Source organism: Streptomyces sp. NPDC021012 (genome assembly GCF_044333355.1).
Lineage (GTDB): Bacteria > Actinomycetota > Actinomycetes > Streptomycetales > Streptomycetaceae > Streptomyces.
The window spans coordinates 83,051-103,089 of the sequence record NZ_JBIRQU010000014.1 but is presented as its reverse complement, the minus strand read 5'-3'; the positions used below and the strand labels follow the sequence as shown (position 1 = coordinate 103,089).

20 protein-coding genes are annotated in these 20,039 nt (G+C 73.6%); 4 read left to right on the top strand and 16 right to left on the bottom strand.

The annotated features are described in order from the left end of the window. Window positions 1-3: 3 nt before the first annotated feature. From ACH4TP_RS33490 to ACH4TP_RS33440, 11 genes are all read right to left on the bottom strand, one after another. The gene (locus tag ACH4TP_RS33490; RefSeq protein WP_398440065.1) at window positions 4-693 is read right to left on the bottom strand and encodes an antibiotic biosynthesis monooxygenase family protein; all 690 of its coding nucleotides are present in this window, start codon (window positions 691-693) and stop codon (window positions 4-6) included. Continuing rightward, window positions 684-1,910, bottom strand: coding sequence for an FAD-dependent monooxygenase (locus ACH4TP_RS33485; protein WP_398440064.1), 1,227 nt, complete (start codon window positions 1,908-1,910; stop codon window positions 684-686). The genes ACH4TP_RS33490 and ACH4TP_RS33485 overlap by 10 nt, the downstream gene beginning before the upstream one ends. Before the next feature lies 1 nt (window position 1,911). After that, window positions 1,912-2,859, bottom strand: a complete 948-nt coding sequence (locus ACH4TP_RS33480) for an aromatase/cyclase (RefSeq protein WP_389226790.1) — start codon at window positions 2,857-2,859, stop codon at window positions 1,912-1,914. An 89-nt stretch (window positions 2,860-2,948) separates the two neighbouring features. Beyond that, entirely contained in the window at window positions 2,949-3,737 is a 789-nt protein-coding gene (gene fabG / locus ACH4TP_RS33475; RefSeq protein WP_389226787.1) for a 3-oxoacyl-ACP reductase FabG, read from the bottom strand. A gap of 9 nt (window positions 3,738-3,746) precedes the next feature. Further along, on the bottom strand, window positions 3,747-4,016 hold the full coding sequence (locus ACH4TP_RS33470; RefSeq protein WP_398185806.1) for an acyl carrier protein: 270 nt from the start codon (window positions 4,014-4,016) through the stop codon (window positions 3,747-3,749). Window positions 4,017-4,074: 58 nt separating this feature from the next. Next, entirely contained in the window at window positions 4,075-5,298 is a 1,224-nt protein-coding gene (locus ACH4TP_RS33465) for a ketosynthase chain-length factor (RefSeq protein ID WP_398440063.1), read from the bottom strand. Next, window positions 5,295-6,566 carry a beta-ketoacyl-[acyl-carrier-protein] synthase family protein gene (locus ACH4TP_RS33460; protein ID WP_398185809.1) on the bottom strand — a complete coding sequence of 424 codons (1,272 nt, stop codon included), beginning with the start codon at window positions 6,564-6,566 and terminating at the stop codon, window positions 5,295-5,297. The genes ACH4TP_RS33465 and ACH4TP_RS33460 overlap by 4 nt, the downstream gene beginning before the upstream one ends. Then, window positions 6,563-6,892: a TcmI family type II polyketide cyclase gene (locus ACH4TP_RS33455; protein WP_389226775.1), complete on the bottom strand. Its 330-nt coding sequence runs from the start codon at window positions 6,890-6,892 to the stop codon at window positions 6,563-6,565. The genes ACH4TP_RS33460 and ACH4TP_RS33455 overlap by 4 nt, the downstream gene beginning before the upstream one ends. Before the next feature lie 329 nt (window positions 6,893-7,221). Next, a complete protein-coding gene (locus ACH4TP_RS33450) occupies window positions 7,222-8,778 on the bottom strand; it encodes an MFS transporter (protein WP_398185813.1) in 1,557 nt (518 codons plus the stop codon). Window positions 8,779-8,911: 133 nt separating this feature from the next. Further along, window positions 8,912-9,310: a RidA family protein gene (locus tag ACH4TP_RS33445; RefSeq protein WP_389226769.1), complete on the bottom strand. Its 399-nt coding sequence runs from the start codon at window positions 9,308-9,310 to the stop codon at window positions 8,912-8,914. Next, window positions 9,307-10,518 carry an acyl-CoA dehydrogenase family protein gene (locus ACH4TP_RS33440; RefSeq protein WP_398185816.1) on the bottom strand — a complete coding sequence of 404 codons (1,212 nt, stop codon included), beginning with the start codon at window positions 10,516-10,518 and terminating at the stop codon, window positions 9,307-9,309. The genes ACH4TP_RS33445 and ACH4TP_RS33440 overlap by 4 nt, the downstream gene beginning before the upstream one ends. A gap of 162 nt (window positions 10,519-10,680) precedes the next feature. On the opposite strand from ACH4TP_RS33440, the gene ACH4TP_RS33435 reads away from it, so the two are divergent. Further along, complete coding sequence (locus tag ACH4TP_RS33435) at window positions 10,681-12,309, top strand: AMP-binding protein (RefSeq protein ID WP_389226763.1); 1,629 nt, start codon at window positions 10,681-10,683, stop codon at window positions 12,307-12,309. A gap of 25 nt (window positions 12,310-12,334) precedes the next feature. Then, entirely contained in the window at window positions 12,335-13,156 is an 822-nt protein-coding gene (locus ACH4TP_RS33430) for a PaaX family transcriptional regulator C-terminal domain-containing protein (protein ID WP_398185819.1), read from the top strand. Here the strand turns inward: ACH4TP_RS33430 and ACH4TP_RS33425 are convergent. Together ACH4TP_RS33425 and ACH4TP_RS33420 are read right to left on the bottom strand one after the other, a co-directional pair. Beyond that, on the bottom strand, window positions 13,153-13,674 hold the full coding sequence (locus tag ACH4TP_RS33425) for a hypothetical protein (protein WP_389226756.1): 522 nt from the start codon (window positions 13,672-13,674) through the stop codon (window positions 13,153-13,155). The genes ACH4TP_RS33430 and ACH4TP_RS33425 overlap by 4 nt on opposite strands. Further along, a complete protein-coding gene (locus tag ACH4TP_RS33420; protein WP_398440062.1) occupies window positions 13,671-14,585 on the bottom strand; it encodes an arginase family protein in 915 nt (304 codons plus the stop codon). The genes ACH4TP_RS33425 and ACH4TP_RS33420 overlap by 4 nt, the downstream gene beginning before the upstream one ends. 167 nt (window positions 14,586-14,752) lie before the next feature. Between ACH4TP_RS33420 and ACH4TP_RS33415 the strand changes: the two genes are divergently transcribed. Beyond that, a complete protein-coding gene (locus tag ACH4TP_RS33415) occupies window positions 14,753-15,409 on the top strand; it encodes a CGNR zinc finger domain-containing protein (protein ID WP_398185825.1) in 657 nt (218 codons plus the stop codon). Window positions 15,410-15,413: 4 nt separating this feature from the next. On the opposite strand, the gene ACH4TP_RS33410 is transcribed toward ACH4TP_RS33415, so the two are convergent. Further along, a complete protein-coding gene (locus ACH4TP_RS33410) occupies window positions 15,414-15,989 on the bottom strand; it encodes an ester cyclase (protein ID WP_398440061.1) in 576 nt (191 codons plus the stop codon). A gap of 105 nt (window positions 15,990-16,094) precedes the next feature. Here ACH4TP_RS33410 and ACH4TP_RS33405 point away from each other — a divergent pair, with 105 nt between their 5' ends. Next, entirely contained in the window at window positions 16,095-16,712 is a 618-nt protein-coding gene (locus tag ACH4TP_RS33405) for a TetR/AcrR family transcriptional regulator (RefSeq protein WP_389226744.1), read from the top strand. A gap of 171 nt (window positions 16,713-16,883) precedes the next feature. Here the strand turns inward: ACH4TP_RS33405 and ACH4TP_RS33400 are convergent, their stop codons facing one another. Both ACH4TP_RS33400 and ACH4TP_RS33395 read right to left on the bottom strand, forming a co-directional pair. Then, entirely contained in the window at window positions 16,884-19,208 is a 2,325-nt protein-coding gene (locus ACH4TP_RS33400) for a bifunctional salicylyl-CoA 5-hydroxylase/oxidoreductase (protein WP_398440060.1), read from the bottom strand. Beyond that, window positions 19,193-20,020, bottom strand: a complete 828-nt coding sequence (locus ACH4TP_RS33395) for an enoyl-CoA hydratase family protein (RefSeq protein ID WP_398185834.1) — start codon at window positions 20,018-20,020, stop codon at window positions 19,193-19,195. The genes ACH4TP_RS33400 and ACH4TP_RS33395 overlap by 16 nt, the downstream gene beginning before the upstream one ends. Between the last annotated feature and the right edge of the window lie 19 nt (window positions 20,021-20,039).

Genomic DNA, 20,039 nt, shown 5'->3' with positions numbered 1-20,039 from the left:
CGGTCAGTCCTTCGCCGGCAGAGCCGACCGGGAGTGCGTCACCCGGTAGGTGTTGGCCTGCCGCCCGGTGACGAGGGACCGCGCCCGCTCCCGGCCCTGGCGGACGTCGGCCGGCCGCCGCTCCTCGGGAAGGGTGTGGAACGCGTCGTACGCCTCCTTGCTGTCCCACTGGGCGTAGTTGACGACGTACGTGCCCTCCACGCCCCGGAAGTAGGTGTGCGAGCGGTAGCCGGGCACGGTCGTGATCCACTCGTCCGGCCGGGCGAGGGTCTCCAGGAGCTCCTTCTGGTCCTCGGGGCGCGTGTCGAGGACGATCACGACGGTGTGGTCGTCGCGTTCCGGCGAGATCTCGATGCCCCCGTCCAGCGCGGGGTGGTGCTGGGTGAAGGCCAGTTCGGTCTTCAGCAGACGTACGGTCCGAGCGAGTTTGTGGAACAGCGGTACGGTCTTCCGCTGGAACTTCTGGCCCTCGTACCGGGCCTGGAGGTCGGCGGCGCTGCGCCACTGGATGTAGTTGACGGTGCCCGGCTCGTCCACGCCCGAGTGCAGCGTCGAGGAGATCCAGCCGGGGTAGTCGGCGTGGTCGATGATGTCGCGCATCGCGTCGAGCACGTCGTCCTGGAGGGGGCGGGTGTCCGTCTCGAAGAGGTTGAAGACGGTCAGGTAGCCGTCGTCGGGCGAGATCAGGGGCATGGCGGGTTTCCTCGTGTCGTCGTGTCGGCGGGGCCGGGGAGCAACCCCTTTCCGACGGGCAGGAGTTCGTTGATGTGCGGCAGGCGGACGCCGGCGCCCTCGTACGGGACGTCGAGACCGCCGATCATCGCGGCGAGGTGGGCGCGGACCGGTTCGTGGCCGATGAGTTCGGTGAGCAGGGCGCGTACGGGTTCCACCTCGGGGCCGCCGAACAGCAGCAGCGCCTGCGCCTCGATGCTGGAGAGGGTGCGGGCGCCGACCGGGTGGCGTTCGGCGTGGTAGGTGTCGAGGAGGCCGGGGCGGGCGCGGCCGGTGACCTCGGCGGCGAGCTTCCAGCCCAGGTCGAAGGCGTCGTGCAGGCCCAGGTTGAGGGCCTGGCCGCCGATGGGGGGCTGGCGGTGCGCGGCGTCGCCCGCGAACAGGACGCGGCCGTGCCGGTAATGGGCGAGCTGGCGGGTCGTGTCGTCGAACGCGTTCACCCACAGCGGGGTGCCGCCGCCGACGTCTTCCCCGGTGACCCGCTTCCAGGCGCGCGCGATCTCCTCGTACGCGGGCGGCCCCGTCCGTACGGGCACCGGAGCGCCGTGCTCGTGGACCATGATCCGCGTCACCCCGTCGGCCCGGCGCGCGGCGACGGCCAGCCCGTCCGGCAGCCGCTCGAAGCGCCGGTCCGGGATCTCGATCCCGGCGACGTCGGCCCGCAGCAGTTCGCGCCGCGCGTCGTGGCCGGGAAAGTCCGCGCCGAGGAGGCGGCGCACGGTGCTGTCCTCGCCGTCGCAGGCGACGAGCCAGGCGGCGCGTACGACGTGGTCGCCGGTGTCGACCTCGACGTACGCGCCCGTGTCGGTGACCGCCCGCACCTCCTGGCCGCGCCGTATGTCGGCGCCGAGTCCGGCGGCCCGGCGCGCGAGCAGCCGTTCGGTGTCGGTCTGGGGCACCTTCCACAGCCCCGGCCGGCTGCCGGGCAGGGTCAGGTCGACCGGGATCCCGGCGAAGTGCCCCCGCGCGTCGCCCACCGGGCCGTCGACCCCGTCCCACAGCCCCCGGCTGTCGAAGATCTCCATCGTGCGGGCGTGCAGGGTCGAGGCCCGCGACTCGGTGGCGGGCTCTTCGAGCCGTTCGAGCACGAGGACGTCGGCGCCGCCGAGGCGCAGCTCCCCGGCGAGCATCAGCCCGACGGGGCCCGCGCCGACGACCACGACCTGTGCGTCGGGCACCTCAGCCCCGCTCCCCCGCGCGCGTCTCGGCGTACGCCTTGGCGTGGCCGAGGGTGGCGAGGCTGTTGGTGGACAGGGCGGTGTGGACGTACGTCCGGGCGTCGGCCACGGTCGCCCCGGGGCCGAGGACGGCGGCGATGTTGCCGGTGTCGAGGCTGACGGTGTGCTGGGAGGAGGCGACGGTGCCCTCCCCGGTCTCCTCGAAGGTCCACACGCCGGTGTGCAGGGTCAGCAGCGCGGGCAGGGTGACCTGCTTGTAGGCGATGCGGTGGTGGGGGAAGGTCACGCGGTACGACTTGGTGGTGTGCGTGGATCCGTCCTTGGCGCGGGTGTCCATCTCCAGGGTCTGGAGCCCCGGGGTGTCCTCGGTGAGGCGTACGGACGCGACGTGCGGGAGCCGCTCGGCCCACCGGCCTGCCTCGTTGACGAAGTCGAAGAGGTCCTTGGCGGCGCCGGTGACGGTGACGCTGTCGGTGAAGGAGAACGTCAGGTCCTCGGCGGCGTGGGCGGCTTCGACGTTGACGCGCAGCGCGGCGAGTTCGGAGCGGCTGTTGCGGTCGACGGCCTCGTCGATCCAGGCGAGCCCTTCCGGGTCGTCGTCGACCGCGCGGTAGTCGTGCGTGAGCCGGACCCGGGCCTTGTCGTCGCCGAGGGGTTCGATGATCCAGGCACCGCCCATCGCGGCGACCGGCGGGGCGCTGGTCTCCTGGCGGAAGGTGATGCGCAGGCCCTCCGGGTCCAGGGTGCGGCGGGAGGTCCAGTTCTTGGCCTCGCCGTGTGCCGTGGCCCAGATCCGGATGCGTTCCTCGGCACCGGTGTGCTCGACCCGGTCGACGTGGATGGTGGGCGGGAAGATCCGGGGCCAGTTCACCACGTCGGCGATGAGGCGGTAGACGGCCGCCGCGGGGGCGCCGACGGTGATCTCGTGCTCGACCTCACGGGTCGTCATGCTCGGGGCTCCTTCGTCGTGGTCCTGGGTCTTGGGGCCTGGGTCTTGGGGCCTGGGTCCTGGTCCTGGGTCCTGGTCCTGGGTCCCGGTCAGAAGTTGCCGAGGCCGCCGCAGACGTTGAGGGCCTGCGCGGTGATGGAGGCGGCGGTGTCGGAGGCGAGGTAGCCGACCAGGCCCGCGACCTCTTCCGGGGTGGAGTACCGGCCGAGCGGGATCTTCGCCTGGAACTTCTCCAGGATCGCTTCCTCGCTGGTGTCGTAGGCGGCGGCGTACCCCTGCCGGACCCGCTGCGCCATCGGCGTCTCGACGTATCCGGGGCAGACCGCGTTGACGGTGATCCCGGTGGGCGCGAGTTCGTTGCCGAGGGCCTTGGTGAAGCCGACGACGCCGTGCTTCGACGCGGAGTAGGGGGCACCCAGGACGACGCCCTGCTTGCCGGCCGTGGAGGCGATGTTGATGATGCGGCCCCGGTCCTTGTGGCGCAGTCCGCCGGTGGTGAGGACCTCGCGGGTGACCCGGAAGACGCTGGTGAGGTTCGTCTCGATGACGTCCTCCCACAGTTCGTCGGCGATGTCGGCGGTGACGCCGCCGCCGGACCGGCCCGCGTTGTTGACGAGCACGTCGATCGTCCCGAACCGCTCCAGCGCGGCCCGCACGAAGTCCCGTACGGCCTCGGGGTCGCGGACGTCGAGGGTCGTACCGGCCACGTCGAGCCCCTCGGCGAGGAGTTCCTTGACGGTGGTCTCGACGTTCTCCGCGTGGCGGGCGCCGATGAACACGCGGTGCCCCTGGACGGCGAGCAGCCGGGCGACGGCCAGGCCGATGCCGCTGGTGGCGCCGGTGACGAGGGCGACGCGGCCGGTGGTGGTCGTGGTCATGATGGCCTCTCAGGCGGGGCGGGAGACGGTCAGCAGGTCGTTGACGGCGTCGATGAGGGCGCGCGGTGTGAGCGCGTCCGTCAGCAGCTCGTCGTCGAGGGCGATGCCGTACGTGCGCTCGATCCTGCTGCCGGTCTCCAGGAGGGCCAGCGACTCGTAGCCGAGCGCGGTGAACTCGGTGTCGAGGACGTCGCCGTCGAGGTCGACGTCCTCTTCGCCGCCGGCGGCTTCCAGGAGGATGCGTGTGAGGTCGGCGAGGGTGAACGGGTCGGCAGACACGGGTGGGGTCCTTCCGGTGAGGAGGCGTGTGCGGTGGGGCGGTCCCCGGGCGGGGCGGTCAGTGCGCCGCGGGCGCCCGCAGGACGACGGCGGAGTTGAAGCCGCCGTACCCCCGGGCCAGGACCAGCGCGGTGCGCAGGTCGAGGCGGCGCGGCCGGTCGACGACGAGGTCCAGGTCGTACTCGGGGGAGGGCTTGACGTTGACGGCGGCGGGGACGATCCCGTCGCGCAGGGCGAGCAGGGCGGTGGCCAGGTCGAGGGGGGCGGCGCCCGAGTAGAGGCGGCCGGTCATCGTCTTGGGGCAGCTGACCGGGACGCCGTGCGGGCCGAAGACCTGGCTGAGCGCGTCGGCCTCGACGCGGTCGAGGTCGGGGTCGCCGGCCGCGTCGGCGAACACGACGTCCACGTCGGCGGGCCGGACGCCCGCGTCGGCGAGGGCGAGTTCGACGGCCTTGCGCAGACCGGGCGGGCGTCCGCTGCCGGGCTTGGGGTCGAAGGTGGCGCCGTACCCGGCTATCTCTCCGTAGGAGCGCGCGCCGCGTTCGCGGGCGGCCTCGGCCGCCTCCAGGATCAGGATCGCACCGCCCTCGCCGGGCACGTAGCCGCGGGCGTCGCGGTCGAAGGGGAGGTAGGCGCGGGCGGGGTCCTCGCTGGTGCTGAGCCGGCCGCTGGCGAGCTGCGCGACCCAGCCCCAGGGGCACAGGGAGGCGTCGACGCCGCCGGACACGACGAGACGGGTGCCCTTGCGGATCTGCCGGCGGGCCTGGGCGACCGCGTCGAGGCCGCCGGCCTGGTCGCTGACGACGACGCCGCTGGGGCCCTTCATCCCGTTGCGGATGGAGATCTGGCCGCTGTTGACGGCGTAGAACCAGGCGAAGGACTGGTACGCGGACACGTACTGGCTGCCCTGGCTCCACAGCTTGCGCAGCTCGTTCTGGCCGAACTCGAAGCCGCCGGACGCGCTCGCGGTGACCACGCCCATGTCGAAGGAGGCCAGCTCGTCGGGGCGTACGCCCGCGTCGGCCAGCGCCCAGTCGGCGGCGGCGAGGGCGAGCCGGGTCATCCGGTCGGTCTGCGGGATGAGCCGGCCCGGCAGGTGCTCCTCGGCGGTGAACCCGGTGATCTCGCCGGCGAGTTTCGCCGGGTAGCCGGAGGGGGCGAAGCGGGTGAGGCGGCCGATGCCGCTGCGGCCCTCGCGCGTGGCCGCCCAGTGCTCGCGCGTTCCCAGCCCGGTCGGCGAGGCGACGCCGAGCCCGGTCACCACGACGGTCGCCGCACTCACGCCCTCCTCCTCTCCGGCTCGGCCAGCACCATCGCGCTCTGGAAGCCGCCGAACCCGCTGCCGACGGTGAGTACCGTGTCGATGAGCTGGTCGCGGGCGTGGAGGGGCACGTAGTCGAGGTCGCACTCGGGGTCGGGGGTGTGGAGGTTGGCGGTCGGCGGGACGACGTCGTGCTCCATGGCCAGGACCGAGGCGGCGATCTCGATGGAGCCGATCGCACCCAGGGAGTGGCCCACCATCGACTTGATCGAGCTGACCGGGGTGCGGTAGGCGTGCGCGCCGAGGCTGCGTTTGAACGCGGCCGTCTCGTGGCGGTCGTTCTGTTTCGTGCCCGAGCCGTGCGCGTTGATGTAGTCGACGGCCTCGCCCGGCAGCCGCGCCTCGTCGAGGGCGACCCGGATCGCCTCGGCCATCTCCGCGCCGTCGGGGCGCAGTCCGGTCATGTGGTAGGCGTTCGACCGGGTCGCGTACCCGGCGATCTCCGCGTAGACGTGGGCGCCGCGCCTGCGGGCGCTGTCGAGTTCCTCCAGCACGAACACGGCCGCGCCCTCGCCGAGCACGAAGCCGTTGCGGGTGCCGTCGAAGGGACGGGAGGCGTGGGCCGGGTCGTCGTGGCGGGGGGTGGTGGCCTTGATGGCGTCGAAGCAGGCCATGGTGATCGGGGAGATCGGCGCGTCCGAGGAGCCGGCGACCATGATGTCCACCGCTCCCTCGCGGATCAGCTCGGCGGCGTACCCGACGGAGTCGATGCCCGAGGTGCAGCCGGTGGAGACGACGGTGGCGGGGCCCTCGGCACCCACCGCCCAGGCGACCTCGGCGGCGAAGGAGCTGGGCACCAGGTGGTCGTAGAGGTGCGGTGCCGCGTACGCGTGGTCGACGAGGTCGAGCCGGCCGCCGTCGCTGACGACGCGGTACTCCTCGTCCAGGCTCATCGTGGCGCCGACCGCGCTCCCGATGGTGACACCGGTGCGGTACGGGTCGAGGTCGGCGAACCCGATCCCGCTGTCCGCGACCGCGCCGCGCGCCGCGACCACCGCGAACTGGGCGGCCCGGTCCATGCGGCGCACTTCCTGCGGGGTGAGGCCGTGCTCGTACGGATCGAAGTCGATCTCGGCGGCGACGCGCGAGCGGAACGGCGCGGGGTCGAAGAAGGTGATTCCCCGGGTGGCCGTGCGCCCCTCGCTCAGCAGGTTCCAGAAGTTCTTGGCGCCCACGCCGCCCGGCGCGAGGACCTCGAGTCCGGTGATGACGACGCGACGCTCGCTCACGCGGACGCCTCCCACGCGTAGAACCGCGTCGCCATCGCGTCCGCCGGTGAGCGCCAGGTGGCCGGATCGTACGCCTCGATGAACGGCTTCAGGTCGTTGCTGATGCCGACGAACCGGGGGTCGGTCTTCGCCGCCTCGATCCGCTCTCCCCCGTCGTTCTCCTCGAAGTCCTGGAGGTGGAAGTACAGCCCCCGGTAGTGGAAGAGCTGGCGCCGCCTGGTCCCCATCCTGTGCGGCATCTCGGTCGCGTCGAAATCGGCGAACAGGCCGGCCACGTTCGCGCTCGCGCCCGGTTCCAGCCTGGCGACGATCAAGGTGCTGTGCATGCGTCCCCACTCCCCGCTCCTGTTGTGTCCATGACACTGCGACGGTGCATGGCGCGGCCGGCTTCCCTCACCTGCCCGGGCCGACCCGCGGCTTCAAGCCTCCGGGGTGCGGAGGTCACGTTCAAGGGGGGCCGGTTCAGGGCTCTGTCAGGGTTCTTCAGGGGACTACGCGGAAAGGTCAGACGGGTGCGGGCCGACGACAGAGGGAGGTCCGGGCGCGACAGAGGACCGCCGGACGCGTCAGGCGGTCGTCACGAGGGGAGCCGGGGCGCTCCGTGGGGCGGGGGCCGGTGAGCGGTGCGGGGCGGGGGCCGTCCGGGCCGTGCTCCTCAGCCTCCTCCCGGCATCATCCCGCCGCCCTTCAGGCGTTCGATGTCCGAGGGGCGGACCTGGATCGCCGTGAGTGCGATCACGAAGGCGGCGACGGCGAAGATCGCGGCCACGATGAAGCCGGCCGTGACGCCGGAGGTGAGGACCTGGTCGCTCCAGGGGGGCGGGAGCTGGCCGGTCTTCGCGAACTGGGCCTTCTCCAGCGGGCCCGCCTGGGCGAGGAAGGCCGGGACCTGCTGGTCGGCCTCGTTGCGGCTGGCGGTGCCGAAGACGGTGACGAGGATGGAGAGCCCGAGCGAACCGCCGACCTGCTGGGTGGCGTTGAGGAGGCCGGAGGCCGCACCGGCCTCATGGGGCTGGACGTTGGACAGCGCCATCAGCGTCAGCGAGACGAACATCATGCCCATGCCGACGCTGAAGACGAGCATCGGGCCGAGGATCGAGCCGGCGTAGGTCGAGTGGATGTCGGTCCGGGTCAGCCAGGAGAGCCCGGCGGCCAGGAAGAGGGAGCCGATCACCATGAAGGGCTTCGGGCCGTACTTCGGCAGCAGCTGGGAGGTGAACCCCGCGACGACCGCGATGACCGCGCTGATGGGCAGGAAGGCGAGTCCGGCCTCCAGCGGGCTGAAGTCGAGGACCGTCTGCACGAAGAGGGTCAGGAAGAAGAACATGCCGAAGATGGCGGCCGCGAGGCAGAGCATGATGCCGTAGGTGCCCGCCCGGTTGCGGTCGGCGAACATGTGCAGCGGGGTGATCGGCTGGCGCGAGCGGCGCTCCACGAGGACGAAGGTGACCAGGAGGACGACCGCCGCCGCGAAGGAGGCGATCGTGTACGGGTCCCGCCAGCCTTCCTGGGCGGCCCTGATGAAGCCGTACACCAGCGCCACCATGCCGAGCGTCGAGGTGAGCGCGCCCATCAGGTCGAAGTGGCCGGGGTGGCGCTCCGACTCCTTGATGTGGCGGGGCGTCAGGAAGGCGATGAGCAGGGCGATGGGGACGTTCACGAAGAACACCCAGCGCCAGTTCAGCCATTCGACGAGTACGCCGCCGGCGAGCAGTCCGATGGCGCCTCCGGCCGCCGAGACGCCCGCGAACACCCCGAACGCACGGTTGCGTTCCGGGCCTTCGTCGAAGGTGGTCGTGATCAGGGAGAGCGAGGTCGGGGAGGCGATGGCGCCGCCGACGCCCTGGAGGGAGCGGGCCGCGAGGAGTTGCCAGGATTCCTGGGCGAAGCCGCCCAGCAGCGAGGCGAATCCGAAGAGGAGCACGCCGAAGATGAAGACCCTGCGGCGGCCCAGGATGTCGCCCGCGCGCCCGCCGAGGAGGAGCAGTCCGCCGAAGGTGAGCGTGTAGGCGTTGACGACCCAGGACAGGCTGGTGGTCGAGAAGTTCAGCGCGCTCTGGATGTGCGGGAGCGCGATGTTCACGATCGTGATGTCGAGGACGACCATCAGCTGACAGGAGGCGATCACGAACAGGGCGATGCCCTTGCCGTCTCCGCCGCCCTTGCGGGGAGCGGTCGCCGTGGGGGTCTTCGGCTTCGGAGTGCTACTCATGGCAGTTCATGGCGCATCGCGCCCTCACCTGACGGAGCCGTGGGCCGGTCAGTCCACCTTTCGACCCTAAGCCCGGCCCGGACGGTCGACCAGTTGATCAAGCGGGCGCGGGCCTGGGCCTGCCGGGCGGGCCCTAGTCCAGGACCGCGAAGCCGTCCAGCTCCACCAGCGCCTGCTCGTCCCAGAGGCGTACGACTCCGATGACGGCCATCGCCGGGTAGTCGCGGCCGGCCAAGCGGCGCCAGACGCGTCCCAGTTCGTGCGCCCGCTCGCGGTAGGCGGGGACGTCCGTGGTGTAGACGGTGACGCGGGCGAGGTCGGCGGGGGTGCCGCCGGCGTGGCGCAGGGCGGTGAGGAGATTGCCGAGGGCGGTGGTGAACTGCTCGGTGAGCTCCTCCCCCACGATCTTGCCCTCGGTGTCCAGGGCGGTCTGTCCGGCGAGGAAGACCAGCCGGGTGCCGGTGGCGGTGACGGCGTGGGAGAAGCCGGTGGGCGGGGAAAGCTCGGCGGGGTTGTGGCGGTGCAGGCTCATGCGGTCGGCTCCTCCTGCTCGTGCGCGAAGGGTTGCTGCGCGGGCGGGACCTTCGCGGTCGGCACCTTCGCGGGCGGCTCCTTCACCGGCGGCACCTTCGCGTACAGCTCCTTCGCGATGATCGTGCGCTGGACCTCCGTCGCGCCCTCGTAGATCCGGGGTGCGCGGACCTCGCGGTAGAGGTGTTCGAGGAGGTGGCCGCGTTGGAGGGCGAGGGCGCCGTGCAGCTGGACGGCTGCGTCGACGACGTACTGGGCGGTCTCGGTGGCGAGGAGCTTGGCCATGGCGGAGCGGCGGGGGACGTCCGGGTCGCCCTCGTCGTACGCGACGGCCGCCGCGTACACGAGGAGGCGGGCGGCCTCGGTGCGGGTGGCCATCTCGGCGACGCGGTGCGAGACGGCCTGGAGGTCGGCGAGGACGCCGCCGAAGGCGGGCCGGGCGGCGGTGTGGGCGAGGGCCGCGTCCAGGGCCGCCTGGGCCATGCCGACGGCGAAGGCGCCGACGCTGGGCCGGAAGAGGTTGAGGGTGTTCATGGCCACCCGGAAGCCCTTGTCCGGTGCGCCGAGCAGGTCCTCGGGGCCGACGGGGACGCCGTCGAAGGTGAGGGTGCCCAGGGCGTGCGGGGCGAGCATGTCGAGCGGTTCCCCGCCGAGGCCGGGGCGGTCGGCGGGGACGAGGAAGGCGGTGACGCCGCGGGCTCCGGCACCGCGGGTGGTGCGGGCGAAGACGGTGGCGAAGTCGGCCTCGGGGGCGTTGGAGATCCAGCGCTTCTCGCCGTGCAGGCGCCAGCCGCCGCGCCCGTCGGGGACGGCTTCGAGGGCGAGGGCGGCGGCGTCGGAGCCGGCGTCCGGTTCGGAGAGGGCGAAGGCGGCGACGGCCCGTCCGGCGGTGGCCTCGGGGAGCCAGCGGGCGCGCTGGGCGGGGGTGCCGAAGGCGGCGACGGGGTGGGTGCCGAGGCCCTGGAGGGCGAGGGCGGTCTCGGCCTCGGTGCAGGTCCGGGCGAGGGATTCGCGCAGGAGGCAGAGGTCGAGGGCACCGGCCCCGAAGAGGCGGGCGAGGAGGCCGAGCTCGCCGAGGGCGGCGACGAGGGGGCGGTTGACCCGGCCGGGTTCGCCCCGGTCGGCGAGGGGCTTGAGGCGTTCGGCGGCGAGGGCGCTGAGCTCCGCACACCAGGTGGTCTGGACCGGATCGAGCGAGAATGCGGGCATGTGGGCCCTCTCTGACGCCCTCGGGCGTCTTCGTCCCTGCGCCGTCCGGCGCCTTCGTCCCGGTGCCCGGAGGCACCCTTGTCGCGAACCGTTGACTGCCGTCACCAACACGATACGCTCATGGAGCGATGGACGACCCCACCACGACAGGGGGACGGACCCATGGAGCTGACGCCTTCGGCCCACCTCGACACGTTCGCCCGCGACCGGCTGCCCTCGCCCGAGCGCTGGCCGCGCCTCGTCTTCGACCTCCCCGAGCTCTCCTACCCAGACCGGCTCAACTGCGGCACCGAGCTCCTCGACCGCACGGTGGAGCGGTTCGGCGCCGACCGCCCCGCCTTCCACGACGGCGAGGGCCTGGTCTGGAGCTACGGGGAGCTCCGCGACCGGGTGGACCGCATCGCCCACGTCCTCACCGGCGACCTGGGGCTGCTGCCCGGCAACCGGGTCCTCCTCCGCGGCCCCACCACACCCTGGCTGGCCGCCTGCTGGCTCGCCGTGATGAAGGCCGGGGGCGTCGCCGTCACCGTTCTGGCCCAGCAGCGCGCCCCCGAGCTGGCCGTGATGGCCGAGGCCGCCCGCTGCACCCACGCGCTCTGCGACGCCCGGGTGCTCGACGAGCTCCTCGCGGCCCGGATACCCGGGCTCCGGGTGACCCCCTTCGGCGGGGACGGCCCGGACGACCTCCTCGCCCTCGCCGAGCCGAAGCGTCACGCCGGCCCGTACGAGGCGGTGGCGACCGCCGCCGACGACGTGGCCCTGATCGCCTTCACCTCCGGCACCACCGGGCGCCCCAAGGGCTGCGTCCACTTCCACCGGGACGTCCTGGCCGTCGCCGACACCTTCTCCGCCCGGGTGCTGCGCCCGCTGCCCGACGACGTCTTCGCCGGCTCGCCGCCGCTCGCGTTCACCTTCGGCCTCGGCGGTCTCGTCATCTTCCCCCTGCGGGCCGGGGCGAGCGCGGTCCTGCTCGAACAGGCCGGGCCCAAGCAGCTGCTCGCGGCGATCGCGCGGAACCGGGTGACGGTGCTCTTCACCGCCCCGACGGCCTACCGGGTCATGCTCGACGAGCTGACCGACGGCACCGCGCCGGAGGTGGCCTCGCTGCGCCGCTGCGTCTCGGCCGGCGAGAACCTGCCGGAGGCGACGTGGAAGGCCTGGTACGCGCGGACCGGTCTGCGCCTCATCAACGGCATCGGCGCGACCGAGCTGCTGCACATCTTCATCTCCGCCGCCGACGGCGACATACGCCCCGGCCGGACCGGCCGCCCGGTGCCCGGCTGGCAGGCCAGGATCGTCGACCGCGAGGGCAACGCCGTCCCGGACGGCCAGGAGGGGCTGCTCGCGGTGCGCGGCCCGGTCGGCTGCCGCTATCTGGCCGACCCCCGCCAGGAGGAGTACGTGCGGAACGGCTGGAACGTCACGGGCGACACGTACGTCCGCGAACCCGACGGCTGGTTCCGCTACGTCTCCCGGGCCGACGACATGATCATCTCGGCCGGGTACAACATCGCCGGGCCCCAGGTGGAGGAGGTGCTCCTCGACCACCCCGACGTGGTCGAGACGGCGGTGATAGGCCGCCCGGACGAGCTGCGCGGCCAGGTCGTCGTGGCGTACACGGTGGTACGGGACGGGGTGCCGCGCGACGCGAACACCGCCGCCGCGCTGCGGGCCTTCGTCCGCGCCCGGATCGCCCCGTACAAGTCGCCCCGGGAGATCGTCTTCCTCGACGCCCTGCCGCGCACGGCGACGGGCAAGCTCCAGCGCTTCCGGCTGCGGGACGCCGCATGATCGGCGCACGGCCTAAAGTGATCACGTGGCCGAGCAGCACACCCCCCGATCCCTGATCGTCTCCTTCTACGGCGCGTACGGCCGTGCGCCCGACGAGTCGCCGGTGCCGGTGGCCGCGCTCATCCGGCTGCTCGGCGTGCTCGGCGTCGACGCGCCCTCCGTGCGCTCCTCGGTGTCGCGGCTCAAGCGGCGCGGGCTGCTCCTGCCGGGCCGGACGGCGGGCGGCGCCGCCGGGTACGCCCTCTCGGAGGACGCCCGCAGGCTCCTGGACGACGGCGACCGCCGGATCTACGCCCGTACGGAGCCGAAGCTGTCCGAGGGCTGGGTCCTCGCCGTCTTCTCGGTGCCCGAGGCCGAGCGGCACAAGCGGCACCTGCTGCGGTCCCGGCTCGCCCGGCTGGGCTTCGGCACGGCGGCCCCGGGCGTCTGGATCGCGCCGGCCCGGCTGTACGAGGAGACCCGCAACGCCCTGGAGCGCCTGGAGCTCTCCCCGTACGTGGACCTCTTCCGCGGCGACCACCTGGGGTACGCGGCGACGGCCGAGGCGGTCGCCCGCTGGTGGGACCTGCCGGCGATCGCCGGGCTCCACGAGGAGTTCCTGACGGCCCACGAGCCGGTCCTGCGGGCCTGGCGGACGGCCCCGGCGGGCTCCGCGGACGCCTACCGGGACTACCTCCTCGCCCTGGACTCCTGGCGACGGCTGCCGTACGCGGACCCGGTGCTGCCGGCGGAGCTCCTGCCGGACGACTGGCCGGGCCGCCGCTCGGCGGAGGTCTTCACGGCCCTGCACGAACTGCTGCGGGACCGCGGCGCGGAGTACGTCCGCCCGTTCCTCTCGGAGGACTAGGGCCGGTCCGAGGGGCCGCGGCGGGCCTCGACCTCCTGGTCGAGCCGCCAGGTGCGTCCGCCGTCGGTGGACCGTTCGTTGCGCCAGTGGAAGGTGTCGGCGGTGATGCGGCCGAAGGTCCAGCGGACGAGGTCGCCGCCGACCGCGCGTTCCATGACGATCTCGTCGCCGACCCGGCGGGCGTACATCTGCACCACGTCGCCGCGGGAGGTGCCGTGGAAGGTGAAGCGCCACAGCTGGAGGCGCGGGTCCCAGACGCGTACGCACAGACCGCACTCCTGGTCCGCGGCGCGGCCCTCGGCGGGGAGGTCCTCGCGGGCGGGCCACTGCCAGACGTCCAGGACCGCCCGGCCCTCCAGGGCGTAGCCGAACTCCCAGGCGCCGTCGACGGTGCGGGCCGGCGAGCCGTCGGCGGGGTGGTACGTGATCCGCGTCGTCCAGTGTCCGGCCAGGCGCCCGAACTGCTCCATCTCGGCGGGGTAGAGGTGGCTGGGGCCGTCGGCGAGCAGGGTCTTCACGCGCGGGCCTCCGTGGTCGCGAGCGGGGTGAGGGCGTGGGTCAGGCAGTCGACGACGGGGGCGGCGTACGCGCCTTCCGGGTCGAGTTCCGGGTCGTAGATGGCGACGTCCAGGCCGATCACCCGGCCGGTGGCGGCGAGGGCCGAGACGAGCTCGGACAGCTGGGGGAAGTCCAGGCCCGGGCGGCCCGGGGAGTCCACGGCGGGCAGGACGCGTTCGTCGAGGACGTCGAGGTCGAGGTGGAGCCAGACGCGGTCGAGTCCGCGCCGTTCCAGGTGGCGGACGACCCGCTCGCCCAGCTCGGCGACGCCGACGCGCCGGATCTCCCGGGCGGTGAACCGGGTGACCGGGGGTGCCTCCCCGCCCTCCTCCCGGTCGCCGATCTGGACCACGTCCTCGTCGGCGACGAGCGGCAGGCCCACCTCGGGCCAGTGGGTGAGCAGCAGTTCGCCGCGGCCGGTGGCCAGGGCCAGGTCCATGCCGGCGGCGGAGCCGAGGACCGCTCCGGCGTCGTGGTTCCCGGGGTGCCGGAAGTCGCTGTGCCCGTCGAGGTGGACCAGGCCGCAGCGTCCGCGCCGCCGGGCGCCGAGGAGGCAGCCGAGCAGGATGCTGCAGTCGCCGCCCAGGACGACCGGGAACCGGGCGGCGGCGAGGGCGTCCCGGACCGCTTCGGCGAGGCGCAGGGTGTGCTCGCGGATCGTCACCCCGTTGCGGACGCGGGTCGCGGGCTGCGGGTCGAACTCGTACGGCGGGCGGTCGAGCTCCACCACCCGGGCCGCCCGCAGCCGTTCCCCAAGGCCCGCCGACAGCAGCGCTCGCGGAGTCCGCCAGGTCCCTGGCTCGCGGCCCGGCGCGGGCGGTCGCAGGCCGAGGTTCCAGGGGGCCGTGATGAGCTCGACGGCGGCGGCCATGGGCTTCTCCTCATCGTCGGGGAGCGGTGTCCGGGAGTGATGGACGAGGGTGATGCACGGGAGTGGTGTCCGGGAGTGATCTTCCCAGGATTCCAACCGGATAACATCCGTATACCGGTTGGATTCGAGGAGGCAGGCATGCAGGCGCGCGTGAAAGGCGGTCGTTCGTGACGGGGACCGTCCGGCCTCACACCTTCAGGCCCCGCGACCTGGTCGGCGGGCATGTCGTCATCGACCTCGTGAACACGGTCACGGCGCGCGACGCCGAGCCCGTCGACTGGCTCGACGGCTATCCGCGCCTGCTGGACTGGGCCGCCCTCACCGGCCGCTTCGCCCCCGTCGACCTCACGGCCCTGCGCGGTCTCGCCGCGTCCGAGCCGGTACGGGCCGAACAGGCGCTGGCCCGTGTCCGCGAGCTGCGCGAGGCCGTGCACGATCTGCTCACGACCCTGATCCACCAGGACGCCCCGGCCCCGGCGGAGGCCGAGGCGGTCGGACGGCTGGAGGCCCACTGGAAGCGGGCGGCCGCCCGTGCGCGCCTCGTCCTGCGCGGGACCGCACCGGAGCTCCGGGTCGACGTCGGGAGCTCGGGGCTCGACCTCCCCGGCCACGAACTCGCCCTGCGGGCCTTCGACCTGCTGCGGGAGCTGCCGTGGGAGCGCACCCGCGTCTGCCCGGGGACGCGCTGCGGCTGGGTGTTCGTCGACAGCTCCCGGGGCGGGCGGCGGCGCTGGTGTGACATGGCCACCTGCGGCAACTCCGCCAAGGGCCGGACCCACTACCGGCGCAAGCGGGCGGACGGCGCGGGTCCGGAGCCCCGGTAGGGCGTCAGGACCAGCCGGGCGCGTGCTCCCGGGCGGTGGCCGCCGCCTTCTCCGCGGCCTCGGAGACCATGGCGGCGGCGCGGGCGGCGCGCCCGTCCGCGTACCACTCCTCGATGCGCCGGACGGTGGGCCCGGCGGGGAAGATCCCGAGCTGTCCGAGCAGACCGAGGTCGTCGCGGACCGCCTCGTGGCGGACGACCTTGCCGTCCCGCAGGTGCAGGATGTGGACCTGCTCGGAGTCGATCTCGTCCCCGGTGGGCGGGATCGCCTGGAGCAGCGCGCCGTCGCGGTAGTGGACGAAGGGGCCGGTGTGCCGGCCCCGCATGTGCAGCCGTATCCACACCTGGTCGCCGTCGCCGACCAGGCCGGTGACGGGGAAGCTCAGGTCGGTGAAGGCGGAGCGCAGCCACGCGCCGGAGGCCAGGGCGCCCGCCGGGCCGGGGAGCGAGCAGGCGGTGGGCGAGACGACCGCCTCGCGGTTGCTGAAGTCCTGGTGCACGACCGCCGCGGCGAGTGCCGGGTCCCCGGTCGCCAGGACGGTGAAGAGTCCGCGGGCCGCGTCCTCGGGCGTCGTTCCCATGGTTCGGTTCCTCTCGCGCGGGAGCGGTGCTCCGCCCCGACCGAGATTCAGGTTACACACCGCCTATTGAATAGGTCATCCATTTCCCCGACTAGTCTGTCCCCCATGCCGACCACGCCACGCAAGTACGTCTCGCCCCTGCGGGAGCAGGCCGCCGCCCGGACGCGCGAGGAGATCCTCCGGTCGGCGACCCGGCTGTTCGCCGAACGCGGCTACGGGCGGGTGACCGTCGCGGACATCGCGGCCGAGGCGGGCGTCTCCTCGAAGGCCGTCTTCGCGAGCGCCGGGAGCAAGGGCGACATCCTCGACGAGATCGTCGACACGGCCGTACGCGCCTCCGGTTACGAGGGGGCGATGCGCGCCGTGCTCGCCGAGCGGGACCCGGAGTCCGCCCTCGGGGCGCTGGCCCGGGGCACCCGGGCGGGGAACGAGGGCCTGTTCACCGTGCACGAGGCGATCCACAAGGCGCTGCCGTCCCACGAGGACGGCGAGGCCCTGTGGGAACGCGCCACCGCCGACTACCGCACCGCCCTCCGGGCCACCGCGCGCCATCTGCACGCCCTGGCCCCGTCCGCCCGCCCGGAGGAGGAGACGGCGGACCTCCTGTGGTTCTGGTTCGGTCCGGGCGGCTGGCGCACCCTGGTCGTCGAGAACGGCTGGTCCTGGGACCGCGCCGAGGCGTTCCTCCTCCGCACCGCCCTCGCCACCCTGCGGACGGCCTGACCCCGGGCCCTAGGCCGTTTCTTTCGGATCAGGCCGGATCAGCGAGCGGCGTCCGGCGCCGTGGATCGCAAGGCGGAGGAGGGAAGCGATGCGGAGCATCGGCGACCGACGACAACGCGGCGAGGCGCGGCGCCGGACGCCGGGAGCCCGGCAAGATCCGGAAGAGACGGCCTAGTCCCGGCGGCCGGTGGGCGGGCGGCGGCTGCCCGCGCGGTACGGGGCGGGCCAGGGGGCGGCGGGGCCCTGGTACTCCTGCTCGGCCGCCGCGTGCAGGGTCCAGTGCGGGTCGTAGAGGTGCGGCCGGGCGAGGGCGCAGAGGTCGGCACGGCCCGCGAGGAGCAGGGAGTTGACGTCGTCCCAGGAGGAGATCGCGCCGACCGCGATCACCGGGACGCCCAGCTCGTTGCGGATGCGGTCGGCGTAGGGGGTCTGGTACGAGCGGCCGTAGGCGGGCTCCTCGTCGGGGACGACCTGGCCGGTGGAGACGTCGATCGCGTCGGCGCCGTGCTCCGCGAAGGCGCGGGCGATCGCGACGGCGTCGTCGGCGGTCGTGCCGCCCTCGGCCCAGTCGGTGGCGGAGATCCGGACGGTCATGGGCCGGTCGGCCGGCCAGGCCTCCCGTATCGCGTCGAAGACTTCGAGGGGGTAGCGCAGCCGGGCCGCGAGGTCGCCGCCGTAGGCGTCGGTGCGGTGGTTGGTGAGCGGGGACAGGAAGCCGGAGAGCAGATAGCCGTGGGCGGCGTGCAGTTCGAGCAGGTCGAAGCCGATGCGGGCGGCGCGGCGGGCGGCGGCGGTGAACTGCTCGCGCACGGCGGTGAGTCCGGCGCGGTCCAAGGCGTGCGGGACCTGGTTGACGCCGGCCCGGTACGGGAGGGGCGAGGCGGCGACGAGGGGCCAGTTGCCCTCGGGGAGGGGCTGGTCGATCCCCTCCCACATGCGGCGGGTCGAGCCCTTGCGGCCGGAGTGGCCGAGCTGGACGCCGAACGCGGTGCCGGGCGCCGAGGCGCGGACGAAGGCGGCTATGCGGGACCAGGCCTCGGCCTGCTCCTCGCTCCAGAGGCCGGTGCAGCCGGGGGTGATGCGGCCCTCGGGGCTCACGCAGACCATCTCGGTCATGAGGAGTCCGGCACCGCCGAGGGCCCTGGACCCCAGGTGGACGAGGTGGAAGTCGCCGGGGACGCCGTCCACGGCGACGTACTGGTCCATGGGCGAGACGACGACCCTGTTGCGGAGGGTCAGTCCGCGCAGCCGGAAGGGGGTGAACATGGGCGGGGTGCCGGGCGGGCAGCCGAAGTCCTCCTCGACGGCGGCGGTGAAGGCCGGGTCGCGCAGCCTCAGGTTGGCGTGGGTGACGCGGCGGCTGCGGGTGAGCAGGTCGAAGGCGAAGCGACGGGGCGGCCGGTCGACGTGCCCGGCGAGCTCCTCGAACCAGCGCAGGCTGGCGGCGGCCGCGCGCTGGGTGGACTCGACGACGGGACGGCGCTCGGTCTCGTACGCGGCGAGGGCCTCGTCCAGGGCGGGGTGGGCGCCGACGGCGGCGGCGAGGGCGACGGCGTCCTCGACGGCCAGTTTGGTGCCGGAGCCTATGGAGAAGTGCGCGGTGTGGGCGGCGTCGCCGATGAGGACGGTGTTGCCGTACGACCAGCGGGCGTTGGTGACGGTGCGGAAGGCGGTCCAGGCGGAGTTGTTCGAGCGGAGTTCCCGGCCGCCGAGCGCCTCGGCGAAGACCTTGGCGCAGCGGGCGGAGGACTCGGCCTCGTCGAGCTCGTCGAAGCCGGCGGCCCGCCAGACCTCCTCGCGCATCTCGACGATGACGGTGGACGCGTCGGTGGAGTACGGGTAGGCGTGCAGCTGCATCACGCCGTGCTCGGTCTCGGCGATCTCGAAGCGGAAGGCCTCGAAGGGAAGGTCGGCGGCGAGCCAGATGTAGCGGCAGCGGTGGGTGGTGATCCGGGGGCGGAAGTGCGCGGCGTGGGTCTCGCGGGTGCGGCTGTGGACGCCGTCGGCCGCCACGACCAGGTCGTGGGTGGCGGCGAGGACGGCGGGGGGCGGGGCCTCGGTGCGGAAGCGGAGCCGTATGCCGAGCTCGGTGCAGCGGGCGTGCAGGAGCTCCAGGAGCCGGCGGCGGCCGAGGGCGGCGAAGCCGTGACCGGTGGAGGTGGTGCGGTGGCCCCGGTGGACGACGTCGATGTCGTCCCAGCGGACGAGTTCGCCGCTCAGCGCCTCGTACACGACGGGGTCCGCGTCCCGTATGCCGCCGAGGGTCTCGTCGGAGAGCACGACACCGAAGCCGAAGGTGTCGGAGGGCCCGTTCCGCTCCCAGACGGTGACCTCGCGGGCCGGATCCTGCCGCTTGAGGAGCGCGGCGGCGTAGAGCCCCCCGGGACCGCCGCCGACGACGGCGATGCGGGCGGGGCCGGGACCGGCTTCGGCGCCCGAGCCCACGTCGGCGCCCGGGGGGCGGTCCGGGCCCGGCACCGTCAGTACCCCCGCCATTTCGGGGCCCGTTTCTCGGTGAAGGCGGCGTGGAACTCGGCGTAGTCCTCGCCGTTCATCAGGAGGGCCTGGGTGGCCGCGTCCAGTTCGACGGCGGCGGCGAGCGGCATGTCGAGTTCGGCGGTGAGCAGGGCCTTCGTCTGGGCGAGGGCCAGGGCGGGGCCGTCCGCGAGGCGGCGGGCGAGGGCGGCGGCCCGCTCCCCCGCCGCGCCCTCCTCGGTGAGCTCGCTGAGGAGGCCGATGCGCTCGGCCTCGGCGGCGTGGACGGGTTCGCCCAGCATGAGGAGCCGGGTGGCGTGGCCGAGTCCGACGACCCGGGGCAGCAGATAGGCGGCGCCCATGTCACCGCCGGAGAGGCCGACCCGGGTGAAGAGGAAGGAGAAGCGGGTGGTGGGGTCGGCGATCCGGAAGTCGGCGGCGAGGGCGAGGACGGCCCCGGCGCCGGCGGCGACGCCGTGGAGGGCGGCGACGACGGGGAAGGGGCATTCGCGCAGGGCGCGGACGACCTGACCGGTCATCCGGTTGAAGTCGAGGAGCCGGGCGGTGTCGAGGGCGAGGGTGGCGCCGATGATCTCGTCCACGTCGCCGCCCGAGCAGAAGCCGCGTCCCTCGCCGCCGAGGACGAGGGCGCGGACGGCACGCTCGCGGGAGAGCTCGGCGAGGAGGTCGCGCAGGTCGGCGTAGGCGCCGAAGGTGAGCGCGTTGAGTTTGGCGGGGCGGGCGAGGGTGACGGTGGCGACGCCCTGGTCGATGTCGAGTCGCAGGTGCTGCCAGCGTGACGTGCGGGGCGCGGAGCCGGTAAAGGGGCTCATTCGAGGGGCCTCCTTCCTC